The organism is Enterobacter sp. DC4 (assembly GCF_000568095.1).
GTDB lineage: Bacteria > Pseudomonadota > Gammaproteobacteria > Enterobacterales > Enterobacteriaceae > Enterobacter > Enterobacter pseudoroggenkampii.
This window is the reverse complement of sequence record NZ_AZUB01000005.1, coordinates 305,681-330,366: the sequence shown is the minus strand read 5'-3', so window position 1 is coordinate 330,366 and position 24,686 is coordinate 305,681. Positions and strand designations below refer to the sequence as shown.

Here is a 24,686-nt window from a genome sequence, read left to right as displayed (position 1 = left end):
GATACTCAGGAAGCTGACATGGCCTCTGTTACGCATGCTGCTGCGCTATATCCGAAGACAGATAGTAAACAGGATCCTGGGTTACTGCCGGCACGCAGGCAGGCCGGAGAAAGCGATCCACCGCGTCCGTTGGGCTCTCATCGTTCTGTTTCGCATCTTACTGCGTTTATTGAGGGAGAGATTAATAAAACGCAATACTGCAGCCACCTTCAGCCCTGACAGCGCATCCTGCTGACCGGCTTTATGACAGGGTATGACCACCTACAGCTCACTCACTGAACAATGTGCAATTATCCGCGAGAATTCAGTCAGTTATTTTCGAAAAAATATTTCATCTTTTCTGCCACACCGTCTCATCGCTGGTCATATCCTGTCCATCCCGTCCTGCATAATAACCTCATGAGTTATCTCAGTATTTTTCATTCACGGAGGGCACATGCGCGCCACGGACCCTGCGCACCGACACGACAGGCTGGCACTCAGGCTGTCAGTCATTATCAGCCGGCTTCTTGCCGGCGAATCCCTTTCACTGAAAGCGCTGTCAGGTGAATTTGGCGTATCTGAACGCACCCTGCGCCGGGATTTCTCTCAGCGTCTGCTGCATCTGGATCTCACTGGCGATAACGGCTGCTGGCGGTTACGGACGAACCCGATGCGCGATCATACTCCCGGTGCGCTGGCGTTTGCCCGCAACACCGGAATAGCCCGTATCATTCCCTCACAGAGCCGTCAGCTGATGCAGCTGTTGATGGATGAAAACGGCACATCTCCATGCCTGATAGGCCATGTACAGCCCCCATCAAGGATCCTCCCGGACTGCTTTCAGCGTCTTGCTGAAGGCATTTACCACCACCGGCTGGTCAGCCTGCTGGTAAAGGGCATCCGTCACGACCACCTTGAGCCCTACCGGCTGATTTTCTCGCATGCGTGCTGGTATCTGGTGGCCAGCCAGTATGGTGCGATACAGGTATTCAGGGTTGAGGAAGTGACGTCCGTTTCCCTGTCTGAACGCTCTTTCCACCGGCGCAGTGAGACCAGCGCACTCATTGTGGATGCGGATTTCATCAATGCTCTTCCACATTTTCACTTTATCAGCAACGTCATTCACACCTTCCGGGAGCTTTCTCCCGAACCTAAGACCAGACCAAAAGGAGTTAAAACATGAAACACGGTACAGCCCTGCTGCTGAGCGCAGGAATGATGCTGGCATCGCTGTCGGCCGTAAATGCCGCTACGCCCGACGCGCTTGTACAGGCTCATAAACAGCGCTGCGGAAAGCCCGTCTTCTATGCGCAGACCGTTAACCACAAAAAGGAGGTTGAGATTTGCATCATCACCCCGTCGGTATCGTATTCATTCGGGAAGACGGGCGCAGAGCATAAGGAAATGGACATTACCGTACCGGTACATACCACCACGTACGCATACCAGAGTAATCAGGTAATCAGTCTGCAGGAATTCACCGTCCGGAACGGCGACACCTCATACCAGGTCTCTGCCGGGACGAACGATGAAGGCACACCGTTCGCGTCCCTGGACGTTTACAAGGGAACACCTGATACGGGTAGGCATCTGGCGGAAATCCGGCTCGACCCGGATACGGTGGTGAACAACATCAGTCATGCCCTTGAACAGGAAGGCGTGGCGGAATCGGACAGCCTCTGAGCAGGGGCGTTTTAACGGATGGATATTCACCCAATGATTAACAGGCAATTAAAAATGACGATGGTTTCCCGGAACGTATTACTGGCCGTCACGCTGCTGTCAGCGCTGGCCCTGAGCGGCTGCGGTGACAGGAACGAACGAGAGTTTATCCGGGGCTGCAAGTCCGGTGGCGGGACAACCGCGGTCTGCGGCTGTATCTGGGATGAGCTGAAAACGAAATATACCCACGGGGAACTGGAGAAAATGAACCAGCAGTACGGCTATGTCCCCCCGCGTTTTATGGACAACATGCTGAGCGCCGCTCAGCAGTGCAGAAAATAAGGACTGAACAGAATGACGCTAGTGATTAAATATTCCGCGATTGCCTTCGCCATCGCGCTTGTGGTCGTCCTCTTTAACGTATTCGGGAACACGGGCGAAATCCGCAGTTTCGGGCAGGGGATGGGGTATCTGTTCTGGATGACGCTCGGTCCCGGTGCCGGTATGACGGTCGGCGCGTTCCTGCGCCTGTGGCTGATGCCGGACAGCGTCTATACCACCGGCGGAATGGGCGGCCTGTTAAAAGCCCGACTGTTCTGGCTTGCGGGTCCTCAATGTATCGGCTGGCTGGCCGGCCTGATGACGGTTGGCAAACAGCTGATGTAGCGCCTAACGCGAATAAATCCGCCTCTTTACCATACAAGAATGGCAATAATTTTAAATATCTTTCGGAAAGGAAAAACCCTCATGTTTAAACATCTACTGACCGCCGCGCTGCTCATTATCAGCGCCTCTGCCCTGGCTAACACGGCACCTCTGTCCGTAAATTCACAGGGAACGTATCTGATTAATAATCCGAATCTCCCCGTCTGGCAGCTCACCCTGACCAGTCTCGAAAATGACATCACCATAGAGTCACTCACGCTCAACCGGGGCAACTGCCTGATTTCCATCACAGGCCGGGGAAAGAATATGAACAAACGTCTGGGCTACGGGCAGACGTTCTCTTTCACCACACCGAGTAACAGTAACTTCACTCAATGTCGCCCGCTGGAGCTGACGGTACAGACCAGCAAGGGCCCGTACACCTTTAACTGGCAGTAAGGGCTACCGCCTTTCTGCACGCCATATTTTAATTCATTCTCTGATAAGGAAATAATTCCATGACCGACATCAACACCCTCAGCCAGCGGCTGAATACCCGTACGCTGCATTTTGTCCTGCTCAGCATGGCCACCTGCGGCGTCTGGCCCCTGCTCTGGCTCTATAAAAAGCAGGATATCATCAGCGACACCACGGGCTGCCCGCTTTACGGCAATCTGTTTATTATCTGGCTGACCGTCTGTTTCGGACTCAGCCGCCAGCTGGGTGCCATGGCAGCGCCTGATCCGTACGGCTATGACTCAACCGGCGATATCCTGCTGGCCATCAGCGGGCTGCTCTCCGTGGCCAGCGCCGTTATGTATGTGGTCTGGGCCTTTAAGGCCAGAACGGCGCTGCGTCACTATGCACTGAACGCGTTTCGCTTCGACCTGAAGATGAATGCCTTTTATACCGTGCTGTTTAACGTCTTCTACATCACGTACTGCATCAATGACATGCAGCAGGCGCTGGCGAAGCACCAGATTATTCACGGCACCACCGCAACACCGAATGAACCCGCTCCGGCCGGAGCAGAACTGACGAACCAGCCCTGATAACGACCATAACCCCGTATTACACACCACCGACGCCCTGCTCATCCGGGCAGGGCGTTCATTTTCCGTCTGTCATCAGGGAGCAGACATGCAACTCACTGACGATACGCCATTACCACCCGGTCCGTGTACCCGCCTGCAGGCTGATGCCGTGGTAGCAACGTACCAGAACATCACCATTGAGGACGACCAGGGGACACATTTTCGGCTGGTCATTCGCGAGCGCGCGGGTCAGTTGATCTGGCGGGCGTGGAACTTTGAAGCCGATGCCGGGGAATGGCTTAACCGTTATCTGCTCAGCCACGGTATTCCCGGGGACTGACGCATCACGGGCCTCACCCGAATACCCGCCACACAACCAGCAGGCCATGCTCCCTTCGGGGCGCATGGCCTTTTTGTTTATGCCGCTATACCAGCCATAAGGAATCAGTCATGCGATTAGCCAGCCGTTTTGGTGCGGTCAACCTTGTACGCCGCGACCGCCCGTTAACCCGCGATGAACTGGCGCACTATGTGCCCAGCGTATTCAGTGAAGAGAAACATGAATCTCGTTCAGACAGATACACGTACATCCCGACCATTACCCTCCTCGATAACCTGCAGCGCGAAGGCTTTCGTCCGTTTTTTGCCTGCCAGACCCGCGTGCGCGACCTGAATAAACGTGACCACACGAAGCACATGCTGCGCCTGCGTCGTGAAGGCCAGATTACCGGTAAACAGGTCCCCGAAATCATCCTCCTCAACAGCCATGACGGCTCCAGCTCATACCAGATGTTGCCGGGGTTGTTTCGCTTTGTCTGCCAGAACGGCCTGATATGTGGCGAGAGTTTTGGTGAGGTACGCGTGCCACATAAAGGCAACGTGGTTGAGAAGGTCATTGAAGGGGCTTATGAAGTGCTGGAGATATTTGACCGGGTGGAAGAAAAGCGGGACGCCATGCAGTCACTGCTACTTCCCCCACCGGCACAGCAGGCTTTTGCCAGAGCCGCGCTGACGTATCGCTTCGGGGAAGAGCACCAGCCGGTGGCGGCATCCCAGATACTGACGCCCCGACGTTATGAAGACCGTCAGGACGACCTGTGGTCAGTGTTCAATCGTTGCCAGGAGAACCTGCTGAAAGGGGGTCTGCCAGGACGTACCGCCAAAGGCAAACGCAGCCATACCCGGGCGGTTAAAGGCATAGACGGCGACGTTAAGCTCAATCGCGCCCTCTGGGTGATGGAGGAAGAACTTCAGCAGGCGCTGAGCTGATGCCACCGCTACCTGATAACGCCCACCAGGCAACCCTTTATCCGACCGCCCTGGAGAACTATCCCTGCAGCCGCTCCATCTCCGATGACGACCTGTGCGCCTGGTGTTCACACCTTCTTTATCGTCCCGGCGAACTCAGCCTGTGCAGCTTAAGCCTCCCGGAGGGCCACTGGCCGTCACGCTGTGATGAGGACGGCTATGCGCAGTCCTGCCCGTCACTCCGGCTGAACCAACATCCCCAACCCGATAAATAAACAAGGAAAAACCAGCATGACCGATATTATTAACCTTAACGATATCCTCCCGTTACCGCCACAATCTGCCAGTTCTTCGCCAGCGCTGACCGCCACACTCGTACAGGACGAGCAGCGCATCAGCTTCTGGCCGCAGCACTTCGGCAGCATCCCGCAGTGGATGATCCTCGAACCGACAGTCTTCGCGTGGATGGACCGCTTCTGCACAGACTACCACGGCGGTATCTGGCAGTTTTACACGCTCAGCAACGGCGGCGCGTTTATGGCCCCGGAAGCGGAGAGCGATAAACTCTGGTCGCTGTTCAACACCCTGAACGGTAACGGCGGTGAGCTCAGCGCCGGGGCTGCCGGGATCGCGGTCTGCCTGATGACTTACAGCCACCACGCCATGCGCACCGAATGCGACGCCATGACGGAGCACTATTACCGCCTGCGGGACTACGCGCTCAGCCATGCGGAATGCAGTGCGATCATGCACATCATCGACTGAGGTCAGCCGCCATGGAACAACAGTTACCGCTGTTTGCCCGTGAATTACCCTCTGCCGACCAGCTGACGGTCAGGGAAGCCTTAACCCTGCTGGAAGGGCAGCTCCGTGAACCCGGTGCGTCATTTACGTCCAGCAATGCCGTGCGCGACTGGCTGCGCCTGCATCTGGCCACGCAGGAGAGGGAGTCGCTGATGGTGCTGTGGCTGGACAACCAGCACCGCCTCATCGCCTGCGATACGCTTTTTCTCGGCACCATCAACAGCATTACCGTCCATCCACGGGAGGTCGTGAAGGCCGGACTTCACCACAACGCTGCCGCCGCGCTACTCGCGCACAATCATCCTTCCGGAGAGGCTGAACCCAGTCAGGCCGACCGGCTGATTACCGGACGCCTGAAACAGGCCCTGGAGCTGGTCGATATTCGCCTGCTGGACCACCTGGTGGTTGGCGGGATGGATATAGTGTCTTTTGCCGAACGAGGCTGGCTTTAAGGAGAAAAACAACGATGAAGATTATCAGCAAACGCCAGGCGATGGCGATATACCGCCAGCATCCGCAGTCGCGGCTGTTCCGCTTCTGTACAGGGAAATACCTGTGGTCCGGCAGCATCTGCCACTATGCCGGACGGGAGGTGCAGGATATCTGCGGTGTGCTCGCCGTATTCGCTGAACGCCGCCAGGACCGCAACGGCCCGTATGTTGTCCTGCGCAGCGTTACCCTGAATTAACACCTGGTTAAGGATTACTTAAATGCAAAGCTCATCAAATGTAGCAAATCACGATATTGCCGCCCCCTGGTGGGGACTTAAGCCTGCAGCTATCCCGTGTTTTGGCGCACGACTGGTACAGGAGGGCAACCGGCTGCATTACCTGGCTGATCGCGCCAGCATCACCGGTACCTTCAGCGAATCAGACCTGCGCCATCTGGACCAGGCATTTCCACTGCTGTTGAAACAACTTGAGTTAATGCTCACCAGCGGTGAACTCACTCCCCGACATCAGCACGGCGTCACGCTCCACGCAAAAGGACTGACCTGCGAGGCAGACACCCTCGGCTCCTGCGGATACGTTTATCTTGCGATTTATGCGACGCCACCTGTGGCACAACCCGGAGGAGAATAGCCATACCATACGCCTGTAAAATCAGCGAGGTCATTGAACTGCTGAAACAACATCAAAATGACGACTTCGTATTGTGTTCACTCTGATACGAAGACGATGTACACAATGTGGATGACTCTGTGACGGCAGAAGAGGCCAGAGCGGCATTATGCCATGCAGCCAGCCATCACGACGCAGAACAGGGCATTAACTGGTTCACACTGGAGGCCGCACTTGACGCCATCAGACAGTAAGCGGATTACCTGAAAAACACCGTAACTCACCATCCCCCTTCACCGTTATCCCCCCGACCATCAACATCTTATTTATTTAACAGAGATCAACTTTATGCAAACCTTACCCACCATCCCGACGAGGAAGGTATCGTCACACCCGTCGCCGGTAGAAATCTGGCAGCAACTTCTTACTTATCTGCTGGAAAGGCATTACGGCCTTTCGCTTAACGACACACAGTTTGGTGATGGCAATGTGATCCAGCAGCATATTGACGCCGGGATTTCACTGGCAGATGCACTCAATTTTCTCGTTGAAAAATCTGAACTGGTTCGTATTGACCGCCCCGGTTTCTCCATTCAGCATCAGTCTCCGTTCATCAGCGCTATTGACATACTCCGGGCCAGAAAGGCCACCGGCCTGATGCAACGTACCGGCTATAAGGCGGTGGCTTGCGCCATCAGTGGGCAGTCATCCAGGGGGCTGCAATGAAGCTGTCCCTGACGGTGGAAGCCGATACCGTTAATGTACTGGCCCTTAATGGGGGCCGGATCGCCGTCGATATCGATGGCATTGAGCTGGCTGCGCTGATTGATGTGGTCAATGATAACGGTTACTCGCTTCGTATTGCTGATTCCCCCGGAAAGCTGGTCGTGGAAGATCCGCTTCCGCCCATAGCCCGCGTTAACGGTATCCAGTGCAGTACCGCGCATATAACCGAAGCCGATAGTAGGCTGCTGTTCGCTCTTTCTCATCAGTACGCAGACTTTGGTGAAAGCGAATGGATTATGTACACCGGCTCCGGCTATCTGTTGCGCCTGGATGCGTGGTCATTTCCTGTGTTGCGCCTCAAACGCCTCGGTCTGTCAAAAGCCTGCCGCCGGTTAGTGGTGACGCTTATGCGTCGCTACACCACTGGTATTGTTCATCTGGATGCCGTTGGCGAAGTGCTGCCGGGCTTTGCCACCTTTGACTGGTAACCCATCCTCAATAACCACATGGAATACTCATGCCAGAATTAACCACCGAAGCCGCTCTCACCATCCTGATTAACTGGCTACAGGACAACATCAGTTGCGACAGCGTCATTATTTTCGACAACGACGAAGACAATACGGATTCGGCGGCGCTGTTGCCCTGGATAGAGCAGGCATTACAGGACGTTCGCGATCTCCACCACCTTCGACTTCTGCAACAGGCCAGAACAAATTAGCCGCCTGGCAATCTTCATCACACACGTATAAGCGCCAGCCCTCACCGGCTGGCGCTTTGCTTTGTATAAGGAAAGAAAAACATGTCAGAACTTACCCTCACCGAATTCGAAGTATTAACCAGCCACACCGACGTGATTTGCTCTACCAGCATAGAACGCATCGTCAGCGGACGTAATACTGCGATTGCACAGATTGAAACGCTGATACAACAACTTGACGATATCTCTGCCCTGACAAGCAGTGTAGGCGGAGGTAAATCGAATGAATGGGCAGTACGGCAATACCGCTACGACTGCTGGTTGATGGATAAACCAGAAACAGCGATAAAAGCCATCACCCGAAATATCGATCGCAGCATCTGGAAAAACCTGATGAATAAGTCGGGAATGCTGGCACTCATGGACGCACAGGCACGTGAAGAGTGGTACAACAGTCTGGAAAAGGACGATATTCCCGCTGTCAGTGAAGAGAATATTCTCAGCACCTTTGAGCAGCTACATCAGAGTAAAGCGGAGGTGTTCGAGCGGGGGATCATTAACGTGTTTAAGGGACTAAGCTGGGATTACAAGAGCAACAGCCCCTGCAAGTTCGGGAAGAAGATCATCGTTGATGGTCTGGTACAATATGACCGTTGGGGATTTCACTTCCGTCATGGGCGCAGACGTGAGCAGTTAGCAGATTTAGATCGTATGCTGAATCTGCTGGATGGTAAACCTGTTCCGGAGAATCGCAACGATCTTTCCGTCAGGCTGGATGCTCATATCCGCAAACAGCGCGCTTCCATTTTCGAAGACGAGTATGTTGAGATACGTTACTTCCAGAAAGGCACTGGGCACATCATCTTTAAACGCTCTGATTTGATTGATAAGATGAACGAAATAATTGCCCGCCATTTTCCTGCAACCCTACCACCTCGTACCTGAACCCAAATTCGAGTCACCAGAATCAATGCAAACGGACCGAGGGTACAAATGAGGGTATAAAAATCATCACATTAAAATTAAACCATACATATCAACATCATAAAAACAAGAATCGATTCCGAGTCCGGCACCACTTCTTCAGAAAACCCGCCCTCGTGGCGGGTTTTTGCTTTTGCGCTAGTCCAGCAGCTCATACAGCCAATCACTGACAAAGTATTACGCTTCCAGCGTCAGACTTACTTTTAATTTTTGATTAAAAAATAACAAGTCATTGTCTTAAAAAAACAAAGACAGGCCGTAAATATGATCTGTTTTGAACTTCTATACCAGCTACGCGCATACGCTTGCCCGAATGGTCTGCGAAAGCAGGATGGAGATCCACACGCAAAAAGGAAGGAATATTCGAATGGCTATACCGGCTTATCTATGGCTGAAGGACGATGGTGGCGCGTTGATTAAAGGCGGAGTTGATGTTCAACACAGAGAATGCAGCATTGAAGTGAAAGGTTTTCATCATAACCTTGTTATCCCAACAGATAACGCAACCGGTAAAATAACCGGTACGCGAATGCACTCACCTATGTTGATCATTAAGGAATTCGATTGTTCAAGCCCATACCTCTACAAAGCCGTTGCGACAGGTCAAAACCTGTCATCAGCTGAGATAAAGTGGTATCGGATAAATTACTCTGGCATGGAAGAAGAGTATTTCAACATGTTGCTTGAAGACGTTAGGATAGTGTCGATTTCCCCTGCGATGGCTTCAGGCGATAACCCTAACGAAAACCATATGGAAACCATCGAACTCAGGTACGAGAAAATCACCTGGAAGCATAACGATGGGAACATCATCTTTAGTGATACATGGAACGAGCGTCAATCGGCGTAAACATCATAAGGGGCTTTCAGCCCCTTAGTCATATAGCCAGCGCCCCGCTTTTGCCGACTCAATAATCATTTCGAGATTTAGCGGCTTGTACTGCCGATCGCGGAATTTTTTTCTGAGCCGAAACTGAAACCAATACAGCTCCGGTTCAAAATAATGGTCCATCACAAAGTTGCTATATTCAATTCCATACCGGGTGAAAAGGTCAAGCAGCATGTCCTCAAGATCTTCTGGTACGAGATTGAAATGCTCCTGGAAGGTCCATTCTTTCCTTGCCGGAGTTTTACGGTCACTATAATTCTCAGTGATGTAATCTAGTAATTCTTGCTCATCAGGAAGCAACATCAGAAGTATGTCCAGGCAATACGATCTTTAGGTCGCGCGATGAGGTTGTACTTGCTTCTCGTTTCTCTGGCAACCGTAATAAAAATAATCACCGCCTGAGTATAGCCAACATACGGAACCGCCCGCCCTACTGCTGCCCCGACCTTGTTTGTTAGACGTGTCTTACCCATACCAATGGTGGTTTCGACCCTTATGCCATCGGGGAAACGTGCTCCCTTTAAAATACGCCGCGCCACTTTCGAGGCAATACTTGTCCGTGATCCGGATGCACCCAGGACCTTTCGCTTAGGCAGAAGGGGTTGCCCAGCCAAAATGGTTGCAGCAGTCTCAACCGTCACCCCTATATGATTTGCAAGACCTTCAGCAAATATGAGCAAAAATAGCTCCTGCGCTGTTACGTTAGCATTACCGTGATAGAAATATGTTCCACCAGACTCTTCAACCGTGTCCATTACAGCGTCCTTTCTCTCGTTTTGAGCCAGAGTAAATCCATATCTGAAACAAGGATGCTGTCACCGTCCATTTTTCTTAAAACTCAGAATAGCGCCCGCAAGACAGTTTTATGCTTTTGGTCTCTCCCCAACCCAGGGATCGTTCCTACCTGCGCCCAGCAGTTTGTTTTTGAAGATAAACAAACACGCCTCATTAAAATTCTCCGCCCCCAGCCGTTCCGAGAGCGCCGTCCGTTTACGATAGAGACTTTTCACCGACGTATTCAGCTCGCCTGCAACCTCCTCCATTAACATCCCTGCCCTCAACATGGACTGACCCCGCCAACCACTCAGCGAAATGAGTAAATTACTCAACAGGATAGGGGCTCTCCCCGTCATCCGGCTTTATCGAAAGTGCAAAGATTGCTTTCAGATATGTAGGGCAGCTATTCACTGGAGCAGGAGTGGCACAACACATGTGAGCACCGGCGACAAAGCAGGCCGAGGAGCGAAGCTGCAAAAAGCGACTTCTGCTTCAGACCCCGTAACTACATTGCTACTATATTGTCCATGCGTTGGCACGCATGGCTGTCAGAGGGAGCCGTTTATCAGTCTAAACAGATGCCGGTAAAGCAATTGAGAGGAATTACAATGGATGCAGCTTTGCTTAACATGATGCAATCAGGTGGAAGAAATAAAGCCTGGGCGGAAACGATGGTGAATATGGAAGCCAGAAAACTGGTAAATACAGCCAACACTCTGTCGGCTTTTCATCTCAGCGATGGTCTGACTCGAATGAAGTTTATTCAGGAAATTCGGGACCTCATAGAACAACAGTTTACGTTAGCTCGTCGGGCTAAATCAGATGAAGAATGCATGGAATGCGTTAAAAAACTTAGAGAAGAAAACTATAACCTTCTGGAACAAGCTCGTTTATTACGAACTAAGGCAGCGAAGCTTTACGCTAAAGTCGAGTTCATCCGAGAGAATAACAAAATTGTTGGGTATGTGATCTCGGCAGTTAGTGTTGTCCTGGCCGGTGCTGAAATAGCCGCAGGATTTACCCTTATTGGCACTATGACCCCTCTCGGGGTCCTTGCTGGTGCGGTTCTGGTTACTGACGGGGCAAACAGCATCAGTAAAGAAGTGGCTCGCTACGCAACGAACAACACTACCAGTGAAGGGCTGGTCGCGGATGCCGCGATGTCTACAGCTGAGTTTATGGGCTTTAGTCGTGAGAACGGGTTAGGTGTCTACAAATCAATTTCACTGGCCGCTAACGCTTATACCATTTTTGGCTTGTTGCGGCGACCAGGTACCTGGCGACTGTTTCGTTATATGCCCACAGACTATTACCGAAAGGTGAGCACACTGAGCCGCCCGCAGCTTACAATGAAAATTGCTGGTTATGGGGTCAAAGCTAAGATTATTTTTGATCTATTGTCCGTCAGCGACCCGTCCCAGAATTAGTCAGCATTTTACGATAACGCCAGGATTTGTAGCCAAGTTTTGCTGGCGTTATATACCAGATAAAAGGGAGTACAATCAATAACGTGAGCGCAAGTGTCAGACTTGTATCCCTGGATGCAAGTAAAAGAGTTAAAGCCAGTATGATAAAGGCAATAATAGTTATCCACTTCATTGCCTTAAAACGATTGGCCAGATCATGAGTTACGCTATCAAACGAACCACCGTAATTCTCGATATTGTTTTTTAGCTTTTGAAGATCTCGTTTACTAAAACCTGATTTTAAAAGTGCTTCTTCGCTCGTCATTCTGCCATCCGTCCCATAACTCACTGAAACCTGTGACGAAGTTTAACTTAATTTGACGGATAAATCGCTCCTTGACGATATTTGTAAAATTTTTATTTAAATCAAATATTTGAAGATATGCTACACAGTAGCGGTGACCAGACTCTTCAATCGTGTCCATGACAACGTCCTTGTGTCGTTTTGAGCCAGAGTAAATCCATACCCAAGGCCAGGAAGTTGTCCTCATCCAGCATTCTCAAAGCTCAGAATACCGCCCGCAATTTTGCTTTTGATCTCTCCCCACCCTAGGGATCGTTCCCACTTGCGTCCAGCAGTTTATTTTTAAAGATAAACAAACACGCTTCGTTGAAGTTCTCCGCCCCCAGGCGTTCCGAGAGCGCCGTTCGTTTGCGGTAGAGGCTTTTCACCGACGTATTCAGCTCATCGGCAATGGCTTCCATGGACATCCCTGCCCTCAGCAGCCGCAGCATGATCGCTTCGTGCGTGCTAAGCCGTAAATTCAGCAGCCACTTCGTGGTCAGGCGCCTGCCCTTCATATTGAGCACCAGATTAAACAGCGAGGCCATATCCGGCGCAGTGAGCGACGTGTTCATAAACAGCTTCATACTGAGCAGATTCTCCTCGCGGTGACGCATATCAAGCATAACGCAGCAGATTGTTTTTTTCGTTCTGGCCGGATGGCGTATCAGGTAATCATATAAACGGAGCGGACAACGACTATCAATCAATACAGAATATTCATCTGCACCGTTATCAAATATGTTTCTGTCAATCGAATCGAGCAGGATAATATCCGGAAAAAATATCCGCATTCCCCTGACAAGGTAGCGATCCTGAGTCACTAACACTATTGAAGTTGCCACTAACCATCCCTTTTAGATTAAAGCAAGAACGATCCTTCAGAAAGAAGGCCGCCTTCGTTTTATAGCGCTGTTATATTAACGATAAATGTATTCTGGCTTTGGACATCCCTCAATACAGACATTGATGAGTAAGACTTCCTGTAGACTATCATTCAATGTCTGCCATTAATTATAAATAAAAAACAATCGCAGAAAAGTCACTTCTCTAAACATTAAGAATTTTTGTCATGAAACTTCCCAAACATGCACCAGAAAGTACTTTAATTGAGGCAGATAAACGTCATAAAAAATATATACAAAACTGTCACAATAAAAATAAAATCATTTTATTTCAGTTGGTTACAATTAAGACCCCAATTCAAAATAATCATTAAAACCTGCTCGTTCCAGAATTATCTCAAAACTACTCAGCCGCTTTTCAGCATATTTATCCGGCAACATATCAGGTGTACATTACCTCCCATCCAGTCTACTGAGATGAGGATCCATAATTACCTTTAAGTAAGTACCCCGTAACATCACTGCATTCAGATTTAATGTTCTCATTTATGGCCTTTTACGCTGAGCTTAAAGGCGGCCGTGTTATGCAATGGATTCATGATAAACAAATGGCAAATAGATATGGAAAGATCACTTAGCTTCAGTACATTATTCTTTTATCGCACCCCAACATTATTGTTTCTGTTATTACTCTTTCCTGTTCTGGTTCAGGCTACGGAATCCGTTTATGAGCAACAGATTCAACAGGCGCGTAACGGTAATTACACGTCGTTTCTCGATTATCTTCAGCGTTATCAGCAGCAGCATGCCCTGACGCCTGAAAACGTCGCGGACTGGTTACAGGTGGCGGCCTGGGCAGGTCATGATGACGAGGTTATTCAGGTCTGGCAGCGCTACAGCATTTATATGCCGCTGCCCGCCCGCGGCGTTGCGGCTGTCGCGCAATCCAGGCGAAATCAAAAGGCGTGGCAGCCAGCCCTGGCGCTCTGGGAAAAGGCGCGCAGCCTTGCGCCGGATAACGACGATTATCGTATCGGCTATATCAAAACCCTGGCCGATGCCCGCAAAGATACGCTTGCATTGCAGGAAGCCAGGCGGCTGGTGGCGGAAAATCCCTCTCAGGCGCATCTTCAGACGCTGGCGTATGTCTGGTTACGCCAGGGAAAAAGCTGGGATCGGCTCTTAGCAGACACGCGCGCGCTGAATATCGCACCTGAGAATAAAACGCTCCTCAGGGAGCTGATTGATGCGCTAACGGATAACCGGGTCAATACCCCCGCGCTCCTTCTTTCACAAAAGGTGGCGCTGTCCCCCGCGGAGCGTCGTCGCCTTGAGCTGAATGCCGCAGCCGAAAGCGTTCGCCTTGCCGATGTACCTGGCCGAACAGAAAAGGAGCGCCTGCAGCTTGCGCAATCTGCGCTGAATCGTTACGGCGCGCTGCTTGCTCGCTGGCAACGCGAGCCGCAGGCGGCGGAAGACATCATCCTTGCGCGTATCGACCGGCTCGGCGCGCTGTACGCTCATGGTGATTACCCGCGGGTCATCAGCGAATATCAGGATCTGACGGCAGCCCAGCATCCGGTGCCGGGCTGGGCAATCGGCTGGGTGATCTCCGCGTATCTGCAGGAGAAAAACGCGGCTGCCGCCTTCGCGCTTCTGCAACGCTATCCGCAATACGCTTCCGACCCGCAGGATGAGGAGCACGCGCTTTTCTACGCCTGGCTGGATACGGGAGAGTATCCGTCCGCCCGCCGGTATGCAGAGCGCCAGACCCGCAACGTCCCCTGGACCCGCTACGATTTCGGCTCCCCTACCCCTCAGCCTAACGATCTGTGGCTTACCGGGCAGTCGCTCCGTTTTAACTATTTGCTGGCGACGAATGCCCTGCCGGAAGCCGAAAAGCTGGCGCACCATCTGGCGACAACGGCGCCGGGCAATCAGGGCTTACAGATTGACTACGCCACGCTGCTTCAGGCGCGGGGTCTGCCGCGCGCGGCCGAGCAAACGCTGAAAATGGCGGAGGCGCTGGAGCCCTCGAATCTGGAACTTGAGCAGCAGCAGGCTTACGTCGCCATGGATCTGCAGGAGTGGCGGCAGATGGATTTACTGGCCGATGACGTCATCACCCGCACGCCCGTCGATCGCAGCGCCAGGCGTCTGGACAGGCTACGCACCGTCCACCACATGTCCGAACTGCGCCTCAACGCGAGCAAGGGCTTGCACTCCGATAACCCCGTCAGCGGGACGCACGACCTCAACTGGGACGCCACGCTCTATGGCCCGCCCGTAGCGGATAACTGGCGGCTGTTTGCCGGCACCCGCTATGCGCAGAGTAATTTCGAAGAAGGCGAAGGCACCAGCCGTCACCTGTTGGGCGGCGTCGAATGGCGACCACGCGACCTCCAGCTCGAAGCCGAGCTCTCCAGCAACCGCTATCACGGGGCAAACAAGCCGGGCGCTCGCCTCTCAACCTCGTACGTTCTGACGGATAACTGGCAGGTCAGCGGCAGCCTTGAACGCCTGTCGCGCACCACGCCCCTGCGGGCGTTACGCAACGGGATCAGCGCCAACCGGGGGGAAGGCGGGGTGCGCTGGTATCAAAACGAGCGCCGTGAGTACCAGTTCAACGCCGCCCTCAGCCGCTTTTCGGACCATAACCGCCGACAGGAATACACCCTCACGGGTAAGGAGCGTCTCTGGCAGACCCCGTCCCTGACGCTGGATCTCGAACCAGGGATCGCCGCCAGTAAAAACAGCCTGCACGACACGCTCTATTACAACCCGGCGCGGGACCTGTCCGTGACGGCCGCCCTGTCCGTCGACCATGAAATGCATCGCCATTACGACACCCTCTGGAGCCAGCAGTTCGTGGCGGGTGGCGGCGGCTACTGGCAGAAAAATCAGTCCGCTGGCGCCATCACCCTGCTGGGTTACGGACAACGCGTTCAGTGGAACAACGTCATGGACACCGGCGTGATGCTGAACTGGGACAAGCGCCCTTACGACGGCAAACGCGAGAGCAACCTCTCCGTCACGTTTGATGCGACTTTACGCTTTTAAGGATGATGATGATGAACACACGTTTTTCCGTGAGCCTGATACTCATCGGCTGGCTCTGCCTCAGCGCGAGCGTCTGCGCGCAGGCATTTTCGTTTATTGCGCCCAACGCGCGGCCACAGCTGGAGGCGAGCAAACCCTGGCCGCAGAACCAGTTTCTGGTACTGGCCTACCACGACGTCGAAGACGATGCCGCCGATCAGCGCTACCTCTCCGTGCGAACCAGCGCGCTAAACGAGCAGATAAGCTGGCTGCTGCACAACGGTTATCACGTCATCAGCGTGCAGGACATTCTCGATGCGCATGACGGGAAAAAAACGTTGCCGCCCAAAGCCGTTCTGCTCAGCTTTGACGACGGCTACAGCAGCTTTTACACCCGCGTCTGGCCGCTGCTTCAGGCGTGGAACGTTCCTGCGCTGTGGGCGCCGGTGGGCAGTTGGGTGGATACGCCGGAAAATCAAAAAGTTAACTTCGGTGGCCTGATGACGCCCCGCGATCGCTTCGCGACGTGGGACATGGTGCGCGAGCTCAGCCAGTCGCCGCTGATTGAGATTGGATCGCATACCTGGGCCTCGCATTACGGCATTCCGGCCAACCCGCAGGGCAGCCGTGAACCGGCGATCGCCAATCGCTTTTATGATAAAGCCACGGGCCGCTATGAAACCGACCAACAGTTCAACCAGCGGATCGGGGATGACGTTCGTAAAGTGACCGAAAAAATCACGCAGGTGACGGGCAAGGCGCCGCGCGCCTGGGTCTGGCCCTACGGCGCTGCTAACGGTACGTCGCTTGCGATCGCCAGACAGCAGGGTTATCAGCTGGCCTTTACCCTTGAAGACGGGCTGGGGAACGTGCAGGAGCTGGGGAGCATCCCTCGTCTGCTGATCGCCGGTAATCCCTCCCTCAAGGCGTTTGCCAGTACGGTAAGCCAGGTTCAGGAGCGCGAGCCCGTGCGCGTCATGCACGTCGATCTCGACTACGTTTACGATCCCGATCCGGCCCAGCAGACCCAAAATATCAACAGGCTGATCCAGCGGGTCTACGACATGAAAATCAGCCATGTTTTCCTGCAGGCGTTTGCCGACCCGCAGGGCGACGGCAGGATCAAGGCACTCTATTTTCCCAACCGTCGGCTACCGGTCCGGGCCGATCTCTTTAATTTTGTCTCCTGGCAGCTGCAAACCCGCGCGGGCGTGAAAGTCTTCGCGTGGATGCCGGTGCTCTCGTTCGATCTCGATCCTGCTCTGCCGCGCGTGCAGCGCCGGGATCGCCAGACAGGCCAGCTGAGCGAGGCCACCGATCCCTATATCCGGCTCTCCCCGTGGGACCCGCAGGTGCGCCAGCAGGTGACGGACATCTATGAAGATCTGTCCCGCTATGCCAGCTTCAATGGGATTTTGTTCCATGACGATGCGGTGCTGACGGACGTGGACGATACCGGGCAGGACACGACTCGCCAGAAGAGCCAACTGCTTATCGGGTTTACCCACGCCCTGAGCCTGGCGGTGAAGCATATCCGTGGCCCGCAGATAAAAACCGCGCGCAACATGTTCGCCTTACCCATTCTGCAGCCCGAAAGCGAGGCGTGGTTCGCGCAGAATCTTGACGATTTTCTGGCGGAGTATGACTGGACGGTGCCGATGGCCATGCCGTTGATGGAGTCCGTCCCGGTAGACGAAAGCGATACTTGGCTGACGCGTCTGGTTAAAGCGGTCGCCACGCGTCCCGGCGCGCTCGATAAAACCATTTTCGAGTTGCAGGCCAGAGACTGGGATCAGCAACCGCCGCGCGCCGTTTCTGACAGCCAGCTGGCACAGTGGATGCGCGTGCTCCAGCTGAACGGCGTCAAAAACTACGGCTACTACCCCGATGATTTCATCAACAACCAACCTGATATCTCACGTATCAGGCCTGTATTTTCTTCGTACTGGTATCCTGACAATGACTGATCGCATTATCGCCTTTTCTATTTTATGTCTGGTATTCGGGTTGCCGTTAGGCGTGGCCGCCCTCTTTACCGGCGAGCTGATTCTGGATTTTGTGTTCTTCTGGCCGCTGTTCATGTCGGTGCTCTGGATAACCGGCGGCCTCTATTTCTGGTTTCAGCTTGAACGCCACTGGTCGTGGGATAAAGACACGCCCGCGCCGACGCTCGCCGGTGAGCCGCTCATCTCCATTCTGATCCCCTGCTTTAACGAGGGACGAAATGCCCGGGAGACCATCAGCGCCGCGCTGGATCAGCGGTATGAAAATATAGAAGTTATCGCCATCAACGACGGCTCGTCTGACAACACCGCGGAGGTATTGCAGGCTCTGGCGCAGGAGCAGCCGCGCCTGCGGGTGATTAACCTCGCGGAGAACCAGGGGAAGGCGCTGGCGCTCAAAGCCGGGGCAGCGGCGGCCCGGGGCGATCTGCTGGTCTGCATTGACGGTGACGCCCTGCTCGATCGCGATACGGCAGCGTATCTGGTGGCACCGCTGATTCAGTATCCCCACGTCGGGGCGGTCACCGGCAATCCGCGTATTCGCACACGTTCCACGCTGATTGGTCGCATCCAGGTGGGCGAGTTCTCATCGATTATTGGGCTCATCAAGCGGACGCAGCGGATCTATGGCCGGGTCTTTACCGTCTCGGGCGTTATCGCCGCCTTTCGCCGACAGGCGCTGGCGGACGTCGGGTACTGGAGCCCGGACATGATCACCGAAGACATCGACATCAGCTGGAAGCTCCAGCTGCGCCACTGGGATATCTTTTTCGAGCCGCGGGCGCTGTGCTGGATCCTGATGCCGGAGACGCTCAAGGGTCTGTGGAAACAGCGTCTGCGCTGGGCCCAGGGCGGCGCGGAGGTGTTTCTGGTCAACCTGCGCAGGATTGTGCGCTGGGAACATCACCGCATGTGGCCCCTGTTTCTTGAGTATGCCCTGTCAACGCTGTGGGCCTTCGCGTACGCCATGACGGTGCTGTTATTTATCCTCAGCCATATCGCCCCTGTTCCTGCCAGGCTGACCGTGGAGAGCCTCTTTCCACCGGAGTTTACCGGGCTGCTGCTGGGCGTGATGTGCCTCCTGCAGTTCCTGGTCAGTTTGTACATCGAGAGGCGCTATGAACGGAAGGTAGCCAGCTCGCTTTTCTGGGTGATCTGGTTCCCGATGGTGTACTGGATGATTGGCCTGTTCACCACCCTCGTCGCATTTCCAAAAGTCATGCTTAAACGCCAGCGTGCCCGCGCGCGCTGGATCAGTCCGGACCGGGGAAAAGGAAGCATTCAATGAACGAAAATACCTTAATTTTGACCGAACATCGGCTATTGCCACGTGTTTTCGATGCCGCGTTAACGCTGGTGGCGTGGGGAGGCTTTCTGTTTTTCCTGTATGCCCGGCTCTGGATGCAGCTCACCGATGAGAGCGACCACCGCTGGGGCGTCATTATTGCGTCCTTTAATACGGTGTTGATCTATTTACTGTTCGCCGCGCTCAACGGCTGGCTGCTGATTTTGTGGTATCAGTACAACCGCCGCCGCGCCCACGTGAGGCGGCGTCAGCCGGGCTATTTTCACCAGGAGGAGCTGGCCCGCAGCTTTAATGTCTCACCGCAGATCATCTCCGAGATGAGCCAGTACAACCTGCTGACGGTCTATCATGACCAGATTGGCCGCATCATCGATCTGAAGATCAGCGAGCAGCTGGAAGAGGAAGAGCAGTAACGAAAAGCCCCCGCAGGATACCCAGCGGGGGCTTTTTTATTGCGGGTAATAACTACTTATCTTTAACCACAATCAGCGGCTCGATATCGCTCTCTTTCTTCACCACCAGCGAGTCATCGCCGCGCAGACAGGTTCCCCCGTAGTTCCCGCCCACGGTGAAGGTGCAGACCTGAATGTACTTGCCGTCGACGTTTGGCAGGCACCACAGCTGCTGGTAGATGTTTTTACGATCGACAAACTTGCCGCTGGATTTATCCAGCAGTTCGTCCTGGGCGCTAATCAGGTCGATATTGCTGCCGCAGCGTCCGGCAATCGGCTTGACGGCATAGCCGGTCTGCTTCAGCAGATCGTTAACCTCAAAATCGGTGTCGAGCAGGTAACGGTGGTTCGGGAACAGCTGCCACAGCACCGGGAGAATCGCCTTGTTGCCGGGAATGACGGTCCACAGCGGTTCAAAGACCAGCACCTCCGGACGCAGCAGGACGTCAATCAGGCGCACTTCGCCTTCAGGATGTCCGGTGCGGATTGGCACGGCGGCGTATTCAGTTTCGCTGACCTCACGGATCTGCTCTATCGCCGTTTCCCACGCCCAGGTTTTCCACACGCAGTTGACGTGGCGACCTTCGTCGTCAATCAGCTGTCCGGCGGCATCCCAGCTCAGCGCCCCCAGCCCGTGCAGGATTTTGGTTTCAAACCCGGCCTGCATCAGCGAACGCTGGATAAAGAGCGCGTGATAGTCCTCTTCGACATCGTTGTCCTGCATGATGTGGACAAACGGCCGCGCGTGGCTGTGCTTCCAGGCGCCGGTCAGCTCTTCCAGCAGCCCTTCCGCCGGGTTATGCCCGTTGCCGCGATAGCCGTTTTTCACCCACTCTTCGAGAATCAGCCCACCCTCGGTATGGCAGGACGCGGAGTCGGCGTTGTACTCGTAGACCTTGATGCCGCGCTCATCCATGCAGAAATCCATACGACCGGTGATCATATGGTGACGACGCCACTGCCAGGAGAGGCGCAGGCGCGGCCAGAGGATTTTCGGGATGTCGAAAAGCGCCAGCAGACTGTCGTCTTTCAGCACCTTGTCCGTGGCGTGCAGGTACATCAGGTGCAGTTCGTTGGTGGCCTTGATCAGCTCCTGCTCGGCGCTTTCGGTAATGGTGAAGTACTGGCAGGGATCTTTGTTGATCACATGGCCGTTGGCGCGGATATACGCCTGCTGCAATGCGTCATTTTCGTTAAGCCATTTTCCGTCGAACTGACGCCTGTTTTTCAGCCGCGCGCCGCTGATTTTCAGCAGTTCGCCGTCGATTTCCGGCTGGGGAATGCTGTGTTCCGTGTCGTCGGTCTGGATCATCCAGCCGAGGATCTCCGTGTCGTTGAAAGTGTCATGGATCGTATAACACCCGTTCTCCACGCTCAGACGCAGCTCGCGCGTCCACTGCTGCCCGAGCGGCAGCGGAGAGTGAATCACGTTCTGCTCGGCGATACGCACCTTATCGTCCAGAAGCTGGGTGATCACCGCCACGTGGCCGGTCTCGTGAAACTCGCCACCCTTCTGCCAGATCAGCAGCGCTCCGGCCCGCGGTGCACGTTTTGAGCCATTGGCAAAAGCCTGAAGGGGCAGAATGTTATCGTTCACCACCTGACGCAAAAAGCGCAGGGAGAAGATCTCCCACGCCATGCCGACGTCGGTAAACACAAAGCCATAGTTGAGAAACAGGAAACGGCGGGCAAACTCAACGCACTGCCACTTGTGGCCCATGTATTCGTTGCCAATATAGCTGCGAAAATCCGCGTCTTGCGGGTAGTTGCGCGGGTCCAGACTGCCGTAATTTGAAGAGTAAATCGCCACGCCACCGGGCGCATAGCCTAACAATGTCCCGAATGGCGCATCACTGCTTAACTTTCCTTTACGCATGTATCCAACCTAAAACAGGCAGGCGGCAATTTTTTTAAGGGTTGTCGTCGTCTGCACGTTGTAATTAACCTGACAGAGGGGCATTTATCATACACCTGCGTGGGGCATTAATTACACGTTAAACAACCAGCACGCCGCGAAATGCCCTGGCGCAATCTCCTGCATCGCAGGCTCCTGCGTCTGGCAAACCGGCATGGCGTGCGGGCAGCGGCTGCAGAACTTACAGCCCGGCAGCGCGGACGTGGGGCCTGGAATGTCGCCGCGCAGGGTGGCGTCTTCGAGATTGCGGATGCGCGGATCGGGCCGGGGAACCGCCGCCAGCAGCGCGCGGGTGTAGGGGTGCGCCGGACGCTGATACAGTTCATTCGCCGGGGCCACCTCCACCAGTTTACCAAGATACATCACCCCAATGCGGCTGGAGATATGGCGCACCATGGAGAGATCGTGGGCGATGAACAGATAGGTCAGCCCCAGCTCCTGCTGCAGATCCTGCAAAATATTCACCACCTGCGCCTGCACCGAGACGTCCAGCGCCGAAAGCGGCTCATCGCACAGCACAAATTCAGGACGCACGGACAACGCGCGGGCAATGCTGATGCGCTGGCGCTGCCCGCCGCTGAACTCATGCGGGAATCGCTCAAGGTGTTCATGCTTCAGCCCCACTTTGTAGAGCAGCGTTTCCGTACGTTCCCGCTGTTCTTCGCGGCTGTAGCCGTGGATCTGCATCGGTTCGGCCACCAGCTGTCGTACCGTCATGCCGGGGTTAAGCGAGGAGTAAGGATCCTGAAAAATCGCCTGCATCCGCTTACGCAGCGGCTTGAGCTCTTTTTCGCGGGCGTGAGCGATCGCCTGCCCGGCAAAGTGGATCTCGCCAGAGGTAATATCGAAAAGGCGCAGGATGGCGCGCCCGAGGGTGGATTTCCCACAGCCGGACTCTCCCACCAGGCCAAACGTCTCACCGGGCTGAATATCAAAGCTCACGCCATCAACCGCCTTCACGGCCACGCCTTTACGCAGCAAACCACCGTTAAGCTGATAATGTTTGCGCAGATCGCGAACGCTCACTAATGGCGCCTGTTGTTCACTCATGCCTGAATCTCCTTATCGGCCCATAGCCAGCAGGCGGCGCGATGCCCCTCTCCGGCGGTGTAAAATGCGGGCTGCCGTTCACACTGGGGCATGCGTTTCGGGCAGCGTTCGGCGAACGGACAGCCCGGCGGCGGGTTAAGCAGGCCGGGCGGCGCGCCTTCGATGGGCGATAAGCGTTGGTTAACCTCATCCGGGCGCGGCAGCGAGGCCAGCAGACCCTGGGTGTAAGGATGCGCAGGGCGATAAAAAATGTCTTCCACGCTCCCCTCCTCCATCACCAGCCCGCCGTACATCACCACCACGCGGCTGCAGACCTGCGCCACCACGCCGAGATCGTGGGTGATCAGCAGAATCGCGGTTTGGGTCTGCTGTTGCAGGCTTTTCAGCAGGCGCAGGATCTGCGCCTGAATGGTCACGTCCAGCGCGGTGGTTGGCTCATCGGCAATAAGAAGCTTTGGGTTGCAGGAGAGCGCAATCGCGATCATCACCCGCTGGCGCATCCCGCCGCTGAACTCGTGGGGATACTGGTCGTATCGGCGTTCAGCCTCAGTAATGCCCACCTGTTCCAGCATGGCGATAGCCGCCGCTTTGGCCGCTTTTTTGGTCAGTCCTTTATTGCGCATCAGGATCTCCGCCATCTGTTTGCCGATGGTCAGCACCGGGTTCAGGGCGGTCATCGGATCCTGGAAAATCATCGCGATCTCGTTGCCGCGAATGGCGCGCATCTGCGCAGGGGTTTTCTGCGCCAGATCGTCATTCTGGAAGCGAATGCTGCCGCCGGTTATCCGTCCATTGTTCCCCAGAAGCTGAATGATCGACTTACAGGTGACGCTTTTCCCGCAGCCCGACTCGCCGACGATACCGACGAGTTCGCCCGGCTGAACCTGAAAGCTCACGCCGCGCACCGCGTGAACCTCGCCCTCGCGTGTGCGGAAGGTGGTTTGCAGGTTCTCAAGCGCTAATAAGTTACTCATCGCGATTCGCTCCTGGCTCAAAGGCGGTACGGAAGACATCGCCCAGCACGTTAAAGCTGAACACCGTCAGCAGGATCAAAATGCCGGGGAACATCGCCAGCCACGACGCTTCGCCAATATACGACTGGGCGTTGTTGAGCATGCTTCCCCACGATGCCGCCGGTGCCTGCACGCCCAGCCCTAAGAAGCTGAGCGTCGACTCCATCAGAATGGCCGAGGCGATATTGAGCGTGGCGGCCACGATAATGGTCGGCAGCACGCCGGGAATAATGTGGCGCACGATAATGCGCAGCGGGTTTTCCCCCGACGCGCGGGCATAAAGCACATACTCGCGCTCTTTCACCGATAAGGTTTCTGCGCGCACCAGCCGCGACATGTTCATCCACGTCAGCAGGCTGATGATCAGAATGATGTTATCCACGCCCGGCTTGAGGTAAGCATTCACCACCAGCAGCAGGAAGAAGGCCGGAATGGCCATCAGGATATCCACGGCGCGCATCATCAGGTTATCCAGCCAGCCGCCAAAATAGCCGCTCACCGTTCCTACCACCGTGCCGATAAGCGTGGAAAAGAGCATCGCCAGAAAACCGACCATCAGGGAGATCTGGCCGCCATACAGCGCGCGGGTGAAGTAGTCGCGGCCATACTCGTCGGTACCGAACCAGTGTGCGGCATCCGGCGGTAGCGTGCGTGCGCCGAGCGCCATCCGATCCGGATCGTACGGACTTAGGCCCGCACAGAGCGCGGCGACAACGAAAATAAAAAGCACAAACAGGGAGAACTGCGCCGGACGGTTGCGGCGCAGCTGGTGACGAACCTGCTGCCAGCGTCTGCTCATCCG

Annotated in this window: 31 protein-coding genes and 1 pseudogene; 23 read left to right on the top strand and 9 right to left on the bottom strand. The window is 54.7% G+C overall.

Annotated elements, in window-relative coordinates; translation table 11 throughout:
• The first annotated feature begins 436 nt into the window (after positions 1 to 436).
• The 18 genes from P349_RS07910 to P349_RS07985 all read left to right on the top strand — a co-directional run bounded on the left by P349_RS07910 (position 437) and on the right by P349_RS07985 (position 9,696).
• On the top strand, positions 437 to 1,165 hold the full coding sequence (locus P349_RS07910) for a helix-turn-helix transcriptional regulator (RefSeq protein ID WP_032650212.1): 729 nt from the start codon (positions 437 to 439) through the stop codon (positions 1,163 to 1,165).
• The gene (locus P349_RS26850) at positions 1,162 to 1,665 is read left to right on the top strand and encodes a hypothetical protein (protein ID WP_238550752.1); all 504 of its coding nucleotides are present in this window, start codon (positions 1,162 to 1,164) and stop codon (positions 1,663 to 1,665) included. The genes P349_RS07910 and P349_RS26850 overlap by 4 nt, the downstream gene beginning before the upstream one ends.
• Positions 1,666 to 1,719: 54 nt before the next feature.
• Positions 1,720 to 1,986 carry a hypothetical protein gene (locus P349_RS07915; protein ID WP_032650213.1) on the top strand — a complete coding sequence of 89 codons (267 nt, stop codon included), beginning with the start codon at positions 1,720 to 1,722 and terminating at the stop codon, positions 1,984 to 1,986.
• A gap of 12 nt (positions 1,987 to 1,998) precedes the next feature.
• Complete coding sequence (locus P349_RS07920) at positions 1,999 to 2,310, top strand: hypothetical protein (RefSeq protein WP_032650214.1); 312 nt, start codon at positions 1,999 to 2,001, stop codon at positions 2,308 to 2,310.
• Between the two features lie 81 nt (positions 2,311 to 2,391).
• Entirely contained in the window at positions 2,392 to 2,748 is a 357-nt protein-coding gene (locus P349_RS07925; RefSeq protein ID WP_032650215.1) for a hypothetical protein, read from the top strand.
• A 59-nt stretch (positions 2,749 to 2,807) separates the two neighbouring features.
• Entirely contained in the window at positions 2,808 to 3,341 is a 534-nt protein-coding gene (locus P349_RS07930; RefSeq protein WP_032650216.1) for a DUF4234 domain-containing protein, read from the top strand.
• A gap of 88 nt (positions 3,342 to 3,429) precedes the next feature.
• Positions 3,430 to 3,663 (top strand): DUF905 domain-containing protein, encoded by a 234-nt coding sequence (locus tag P349_RS07935; RefSeq protein WP_032650217.1) that lies wholly within the window; start codon positions 3,430 to 3,432, stop codon positions 3,661 to 3,663.
• 110 nt (positions 3,664 to 3,773) lie between these two features.
• Positions 3,774 to 4,592, top strand: a complete 819-nt coding sequence (locus P349_RS07940; protein WP_032650218.1) for a DUF932 domain-containing protein — start codon at positions 3,774 to 3,776, stop codon at positions 4,590 to 4,592.
• On the top strand, positions 4,592 to 4,846 hold the full coding sequence (locus tag P349_RS25585) for a hypothetical protein (protein ID WP_071995312.1): 255 nt from the start codon (positions 4,592 to 4,594) through the stop codon (positions 4,844 to 4,846). Before P349_RS07940 ends, P349_RS25585 begins: the two co-directional genes overlap by 1 nt.
• 16 nt (positions 4,847 to 4,862) lie before the next feature.
• Complete coding sequence (locus tag P349_RS07945; RefSeq protein ID WP_032650219.1) at positions 4,863 to 5,336, top strand: antirestriction protein; 474 nt, start codon at positions 4,863 to 4,865, stop codon at positions 5,334 to 5,336.
• A gap of 11 nt (positions 5,337 to 5,347) precedes the next feature.
• Positions 5,348 to 5,827: a RadC family protein gene (gene radC / locus P349_RS07950; protein ID WP_032650220.1), complete on the top strand. Its 480-nt coding sequence runs from the start codon at positions 5,348 to 5,350 to the stop codon at positions 5,825 to 5,827.
• A gap of 14 nt (positions 5,828 to 5,841) precedes the next feature.
• The gene (locus P349_RS07955) at positions 5,842 to 6,063 is read left to right on the top strand and encodes a DUF987 domain-containing protein (protein ID WP_032650221.1); all 222 of its coding nucleotides are present in this window, start codon (positions 5,842 to 5,844) and stop codon (positions 6,061 to 6,063) included.
• 22 nt (positions 6,064 to 6,085) lie between these two features.
• On the top strand, positions 6,086 to 6,457 hold the full coding sequence (locus tag P349_RS07960; RefSeq protein ID WP_032650222.1) for a type IV toxin-antitoxin system YeeU family antitoxin: 372 nt from the start codon (positions 6,086 to 6,088) through the stop codon (positions 6,455 to 6,457).
• 327 nt (positions 6,458 to 6,784) lie between these two features.
• Positions 6,785 to 7,162, top strand: coding sequence for a TA system toxin CbtA family protein (locus tag P349_RS07965; protein ID WP_032650223.1), 378 nt, complete (start codon positions 6,785 to 6,787; stop codon positions 7,160 to 7,162).
• Positions 7,159 to 7,650, top strand: a complete 492-nt coding sequence (locus tag P349_RS07970; RefSeq protein WP_032650224.1) for a DUF5983 family protein — start codon at positions 7,159 to 7,161, stop codon at positions 7,648 to 7,650. Before P349_RS07965 ends, P349_RS07970 begins: the two co-directional genes overlap by 4 nt.
• 29 nt (positions 7,651 to 7,679) lie before the next feature.
• Positions 7,680 to 7,883, top strand: coding sequence for a DUF957 domain-containing protein (locus P349_RS07975; protein ID WP_032650225.1), 204 nt, complete (start codon positions 7,680 to 7,682; stop codon positions 7,881 to 7,883).
• 81 nt (positions 7,884 to 7,964) lie between these two features.
• A complete protein-coding gene (locus tag P349_RS07980; protein ID WP_032650226.1) occupies positions 7,965 to 8,807 on the top strand; it encodes a DUF4942 domain-containing protein in 843 nt (280 codons plus the stop codon).
• A gap of 406 nt (positions 8,808 to 9,213) precedes the next feature.
• Complete coding sequence (locus P349_RS07985) at positions 9,214 to 9,696, top strand: Hcp family type VI secretion system effector (protein WP_032650227.1); 483 nt, start codon at positions 9,214 to 9,216, stop codon at positions 9,694 to 9,696.
• A 24-nt stretch (positions 9,697 to 9,720) separates the two neighbouring features.
• Here the strand turns inward: P349_RS07985 and P349_RS07990 are convergent, their stop codons facing one another.
• From P349_RS07990 to P349_RS0124485, 3 genes and pseudogenes are all read right to left on the bottom strand, one after another.
• Complete coding sequence (locus tag P349_RS07990) at positions 9,721 to 10,038, bottom strand: DUF1493 family protein (RefSeq protein ID WP_024906537.1); 318 nt, start codon at positions 10,036 to 10,038, stop codon at positions 9,721 to 9,723.
• Positions 10,038 to 10,490 (bottom strand): STM2901 family protein, encoded by a 453-nt coding sequence (locus P349_RS07995; RefSeq protein ID WP_024906536.1) that lies wholly within the window; start codon positions 10,488 to 10,490, stop codon positions 10,038 to 10,040. The genes P349_RS07990 and P349_RS07995 overlap by 1 nt, the downstream gene beginning before the upstream one ends.
• A 108-nt stretch (positions 10,491 to 10,598) precedes the next feature.
• A pseudogene (locus P349_RS0124485) lies at positions 10,599 to 10,799 on the bottom strand (hypothetical protein); the annotation flags it as partial.
• 321 nt (positions 10,800 to 11,120) lie between these two features.
• Here P349_RS0124485 and P349_RS08000 point away from each other — a divergent pair.
• A complete protein-coding gene (locus P349_RS08000; RefSeq protein ID WP_024906534.1) occupies positions 11,121 to 11,939 on the top strand; it encodes a DUF4225 domain-containing protein in 819 nt (272 codons plus the stop codon).
• On the opposite strand, the gene P349_RS25580 is transcribed toward P349_RS08000, so the two are convergent.
• The gene (locus P349_RS25580; protein WP_071995311.1) at positions 11,917 to 12,243 is read right to left on the bottom strand and encodes a hypothetical protein; all 327 of its coding nucleotides are present in this window, start codon (positions 12,241 to 12,243) and stop codon (positions 11,917 to 11,919) included. The genes P349_RS08000 and P349_RS25580 overlap by 23 nt on opposite strands.
• A 284-nt stretch (positions 12,244 to 12,527) precedes the next feature.
• The gene (locus tag P349_RS08010; RefSeq protein ID WP_050597505.1) at positions 12,528 to 13,055 is read right to left on the bottom strand and encodes a helix-turn-helix domain-containing protein; all 528 of its coding nucleotides are present in this window, start codon (positions 13,053 to 13,055) and stop codon (positions 12,528 to 12,530) included.
• Between the two features lie 672 nt (positions 13,056 to 13,727).
• Here P349_RS08010 and pgaA point away from each other — a divergent pair.
• Genes pgaA through pgaD form a run of 4 tightly spaced genes read left to right on the top strand, consistent with a single transcriptional unit; the run spans position 13,728 to position 19,867 of the window.
• Entirely contained in the window at positions 13,728 to 16,166 is a 2,439-nt protein-coding gene (pgaA, locus tag P349_RS08015) for a poly-beta-1,6 N-acetyl-D-glucosamine export porin PgaA (RefSeq protein WP_032650229.1), read from the top strand.
• 8 nt (positions 16,167 to 16,174) lie between these two features.
• Complete coding sequence (gene pgaB, locus P349_RS08020) at positions 16,175 to 18,112, top strand: poly-beta-1,6-N-acetyl-D-glucosamine N-deacetylase PgaB (RefSeq protein WP_032650230.1); 1,938 nt, start codon at positions 16,175 to 16,177, stop codon at positions 18,110 to 18,112.
• A complete protein-coding gene (gene pgaC, locus P349_RS08025; RefSeq protein WP_032650231.1) occupies positions 18,105 to 19,436 on the top strand; it encodes a poly-beta-1,6-N-acetyl-D-glucosamine synthase in 1,332 nt (443 codons plus the stop codon). The genes pgaB and pgaC overlap by 8 nt, the downstream gene beginning before the upstream one ends.
• The gene (gene pgaD / locus P349_RS08030; RefSeq protein WP_032650232.1) at positions 19,433 to 19,867 is read left to right on the top strand and encodes a poly-beta-1,6-N-acetyl-D-glucosamine biosynthesis protein PgaD; all 435 of its coding nucleotides are present in this window, start codon (positions 19,433 to 19,435) and stop codon (positions 19,865 to 19,867) included. The genes pgaC and pgaD overlap by 4 nt, the downstream gene beginning before the upstream one ends.
• A 52-nt stretch (positions 19,868 to 19,919) precedes the next feature.
• On the opposite strand, the gene gss is transcribed toward pgaD, so the two are convergent.
• From gss to P349_RS08050, 4 genes are all read right to left on the bottom strand, one after another.
• Positions 19,920 to 21,782, bottom strand: coding sequence for a bifunctional glutathionylspermidine amidase/synthase (gene gss, locus P349_RS08035; RefSeq protein WP_032650233.1), 1,863 nt, complete (start codon positions 21,780 to 21,782; stop codon positions 19,920 to 19,922).
• Between the two features lie 111 nt (positions 21,783 to 21,893).
• Complete coding sequence (locus P349_RS08040) at positions 21,894 to 22,871, bottom strand: ABC transporter ATP-binding protein (RefSeq protein ID WP_032650234.1); 978 nt, start codon at positions 22,869 to 22,871, stop codon at positions 21,894 to 21,896.
• On the bottom strand, positions 22,868 to 23,845 hold the full coding sequence (locus P349_RS08045; protein WP_050597504.1) for an ABC transporter ATP-binding protein: 978 nt from the start codon (positions 23,843 to 23,845) through the stop codon (positions 22,868 to 22,870). The genes P349_RS08040 and P349_RS08045 overlap by 4 nt, the downstream gene beginning before the upstream one ends.
• A complete protein-coding gene (locus tag P349_RS08050) occupies positions 23,838 to 24,683 on the bottom strand; it encodes an ABC transporter permease (protein ID WP_021242100.1) in 846 nt (281 codons plus the stop codon). Before P349_RS08050 ends, P349_RS08045 begins: the two co-directional genes overlap by 8 nt.
• Between the last annotated feature and the right edge of the window lie 3 nt (positions 24,684 to 24,686).

Excerpts from the sequence above, each read along its gene's own strand:
- P349_RS07935 (WP_032650217.1), top strand. The coding sequence starts at position 3,430 with ATGCAACTCACTGACGATACGCCATTACCACCCGGTCCGTGTACCCGC.
- pgaA (WP_032650229.1), top strand. The coding sequence starts at position 13,728 with ATGGAAAGATCACTTAGCTTCAGTACATTATTCTTTTATCGCACCCCA.
- pgaC (WP_032650231.1), top strand. The coding sequence starts at position 18,105 with ATGACTGATCGCATTATCGCCTTTTCTATTTTATGTCTGGTATTCGGG.
- P349_RS08040 (WP_032650234.1), bottom strand. The coding sequence starts at position 22,871 with ATGAGTGAACAACAGGCGCCATTAGTGAGCGTTCGCGATCTGCGCAAA.
- P349_RS07955 (WP_032650221.1), top strand. The coding sequence starts at position 5,842 with ATGAAGATTATCAGCAAACGCCAGGCGATGGCGATATACCGCCAGCAT.
- P349_RS07980 (WP_032650226.1), top strand. The coding sequence starts at position 7,965 with ATGTCAGAACTTACCCTCACCGAATTCGAAGTATTAACCAGCCACACC.
- pgaB (WP_032650230.1), top strand. The coding sequence starts at position 16,175 with ATGATGAACACACGTTTTTCCGTGAGCCTGATACTCATCGGCTGGCTC.
- P349_RS07915 (WP_032650213.1), top strand. The coding sequence starts at position 1,720 with ATGACGATGGTTTCCCGGAACGTATTACTGGCCGTCACGCTGCTGTCA.
- P349_RS08010 (WP_050597505.1), bottom strand. The coding sequence starts at position 13,055 with ATGCGGATATTTTTTCCGGATATTATCCTGCTCGATTCGATTGACAGA.
- gss (WP_032650233.1), bottom strand. The coding sequence starts at position 21,782 with ATGCGTAAAGGAAAGTTAAGCAGTGATGCGCCATTCGGGACATTGTTA.
- P349_RS07945 (WP_032650219.1), top strand. The coding sequence starts at position 4,863 with ATGACCGATATTATTAACCTTAACGATATCCTCCCGTTACCGCCACAA.
- P349_RS07910 (WP_032650212.1), top strand. The coding sequence starts at position 437 with ATGCGCGCCACGGACCCTGCGCACCGACACGACAGGCTGGCACTCAGG.
- P349_RS25580 (WP_071995311.1), bottom strand. The coding sequence starts at position 12,243 with ATGACGAGCGAAGAAGCACTTTTAAAATCAGGTTTTAGTAAACGAGAT.
- P349_RS08000 (WP_024906534.1), top strand. The coding sequence starts at position 11,121 with ATGGATGCAGCTTTGCTTAACATGATGCAATCAGGTGGAAGAAATAAA.
- P349_RS07970 (WP_032650224.1), top strand. The coding sequence starts at position 7,159 with ATGAAGCTGTCCCTGACGGTGGAAGCCGATACCGTTAATGTACTGGCC.
- P349_RS07960 (WP_032650222.1), top strand. The coding sequence starts at position 6,086 with ATGCAAAGCTCATCAAATGTAGCAAATCACGATATTGCCGCCCCCTGG.
- P349_RS07990 (WP_024906537.1), bottom strand. The coding sequence starts at position 10,038 with ATGTTGCTTCCTGATGAGCAAGAATTACTAGATTACATCACTGAGAAT.
- P349_RS07995 (WP_024906536.1), bottom strand. The coding sequence starts at position 10,490 with ATGGACACGGTTGAAGAGTCTGGTGGAACATATTTCTATCACGGTAAT.
- pgaD (WP_032650232.1), top strand. The coding sequence starts at position 19,433 with ATGAACGAAAATACCTTAATTTTGACCGAACATCGGCTATTGCCACGT.
- P349_RS25585 (WP_071995312.1), top strand. The coding sequence starts at position 4,592 with ATGCCACCGCTACCTGATAACGCCCACCAGGCAACCCTTTATCCGACC.
- P349_RS07925 (WP_032650215.1), top strand. The coding sequence starts at position 2,392 with ATGTTTAAACATCTACTGACCGCCGCGCTGCTCATTATCAGCGCCTCT.
- P349_RS08045 (WP_050597504.1), bottom strand. The coding sequence starts at position 23,845 with ATGAGTAACTTATTAGCGCTTGAGAACCTGCAAACCACCTTCCGCACA.
- P349_RS07975 (WP_032650225.1), top strand. The coding sequence starts at position 7,680 with ATGCCAGAATTAACCACCGAAGCCGCTCTCACCATCCTGATTAACTGG.
- radC (WP_032650220.1), top strand. The coding sequence starts at position 5,348 with ATGGAACAACAGTTACCGCTGTTTGCCCGTGAATTACCCTCTGCCGAC.
- P349_RS07965 (WP_032650223.1), top strand. The coding sequence starts at position 6,785 with ATGCAAACCTTACCCACCATCCCGACGAGGAAGGTATCGTCACACCCG.
- P349_RS07985 (WP_032650227.1), top strand. The coding sequence starts at position 9,214 with ATGGCTATACCGGCTTATCTATGGCTGAAGGACGATGGTGGCGCGTTG.
- P349_RS08050 (WP_021242100.1), bottom strand. The coding sequence starts at position 24,683 with ATGAGCAGACGCTGGCAGCAGGTTCGTCACCAGCTGCGCCGCAACCGT.
- P349_RS07940 (WP_032650218.1), top strand. The coding sequence starts at position 3,774 with ATGCGATTAGCCAGCCGTTTTGGTGCGGTCAACCTTGTACGCCGCGAC.
- P349_RS07920 (WP_032650214.1), top strand. The coding sequence starts at position 1,999 with ATGACGCTAGTGATTAAATATTCCGCGATTGCCTTCGCCATCGCGCTT.
- P349_RS26850 (WP_238550752.1), top strand. The coding sequence starts at position 1,162 with ATGAAACACGGTACAGCCCTGCTGCTGAGCGCAGGAATGATGCTGGCA.
- P349_RS07930 (WP_032650216.1), top strand. The coding sequence starts at position 2,808 with ATGACCGACATCAACACCCTCAGCCAGCGGCTGAATACCCGTACGCTG.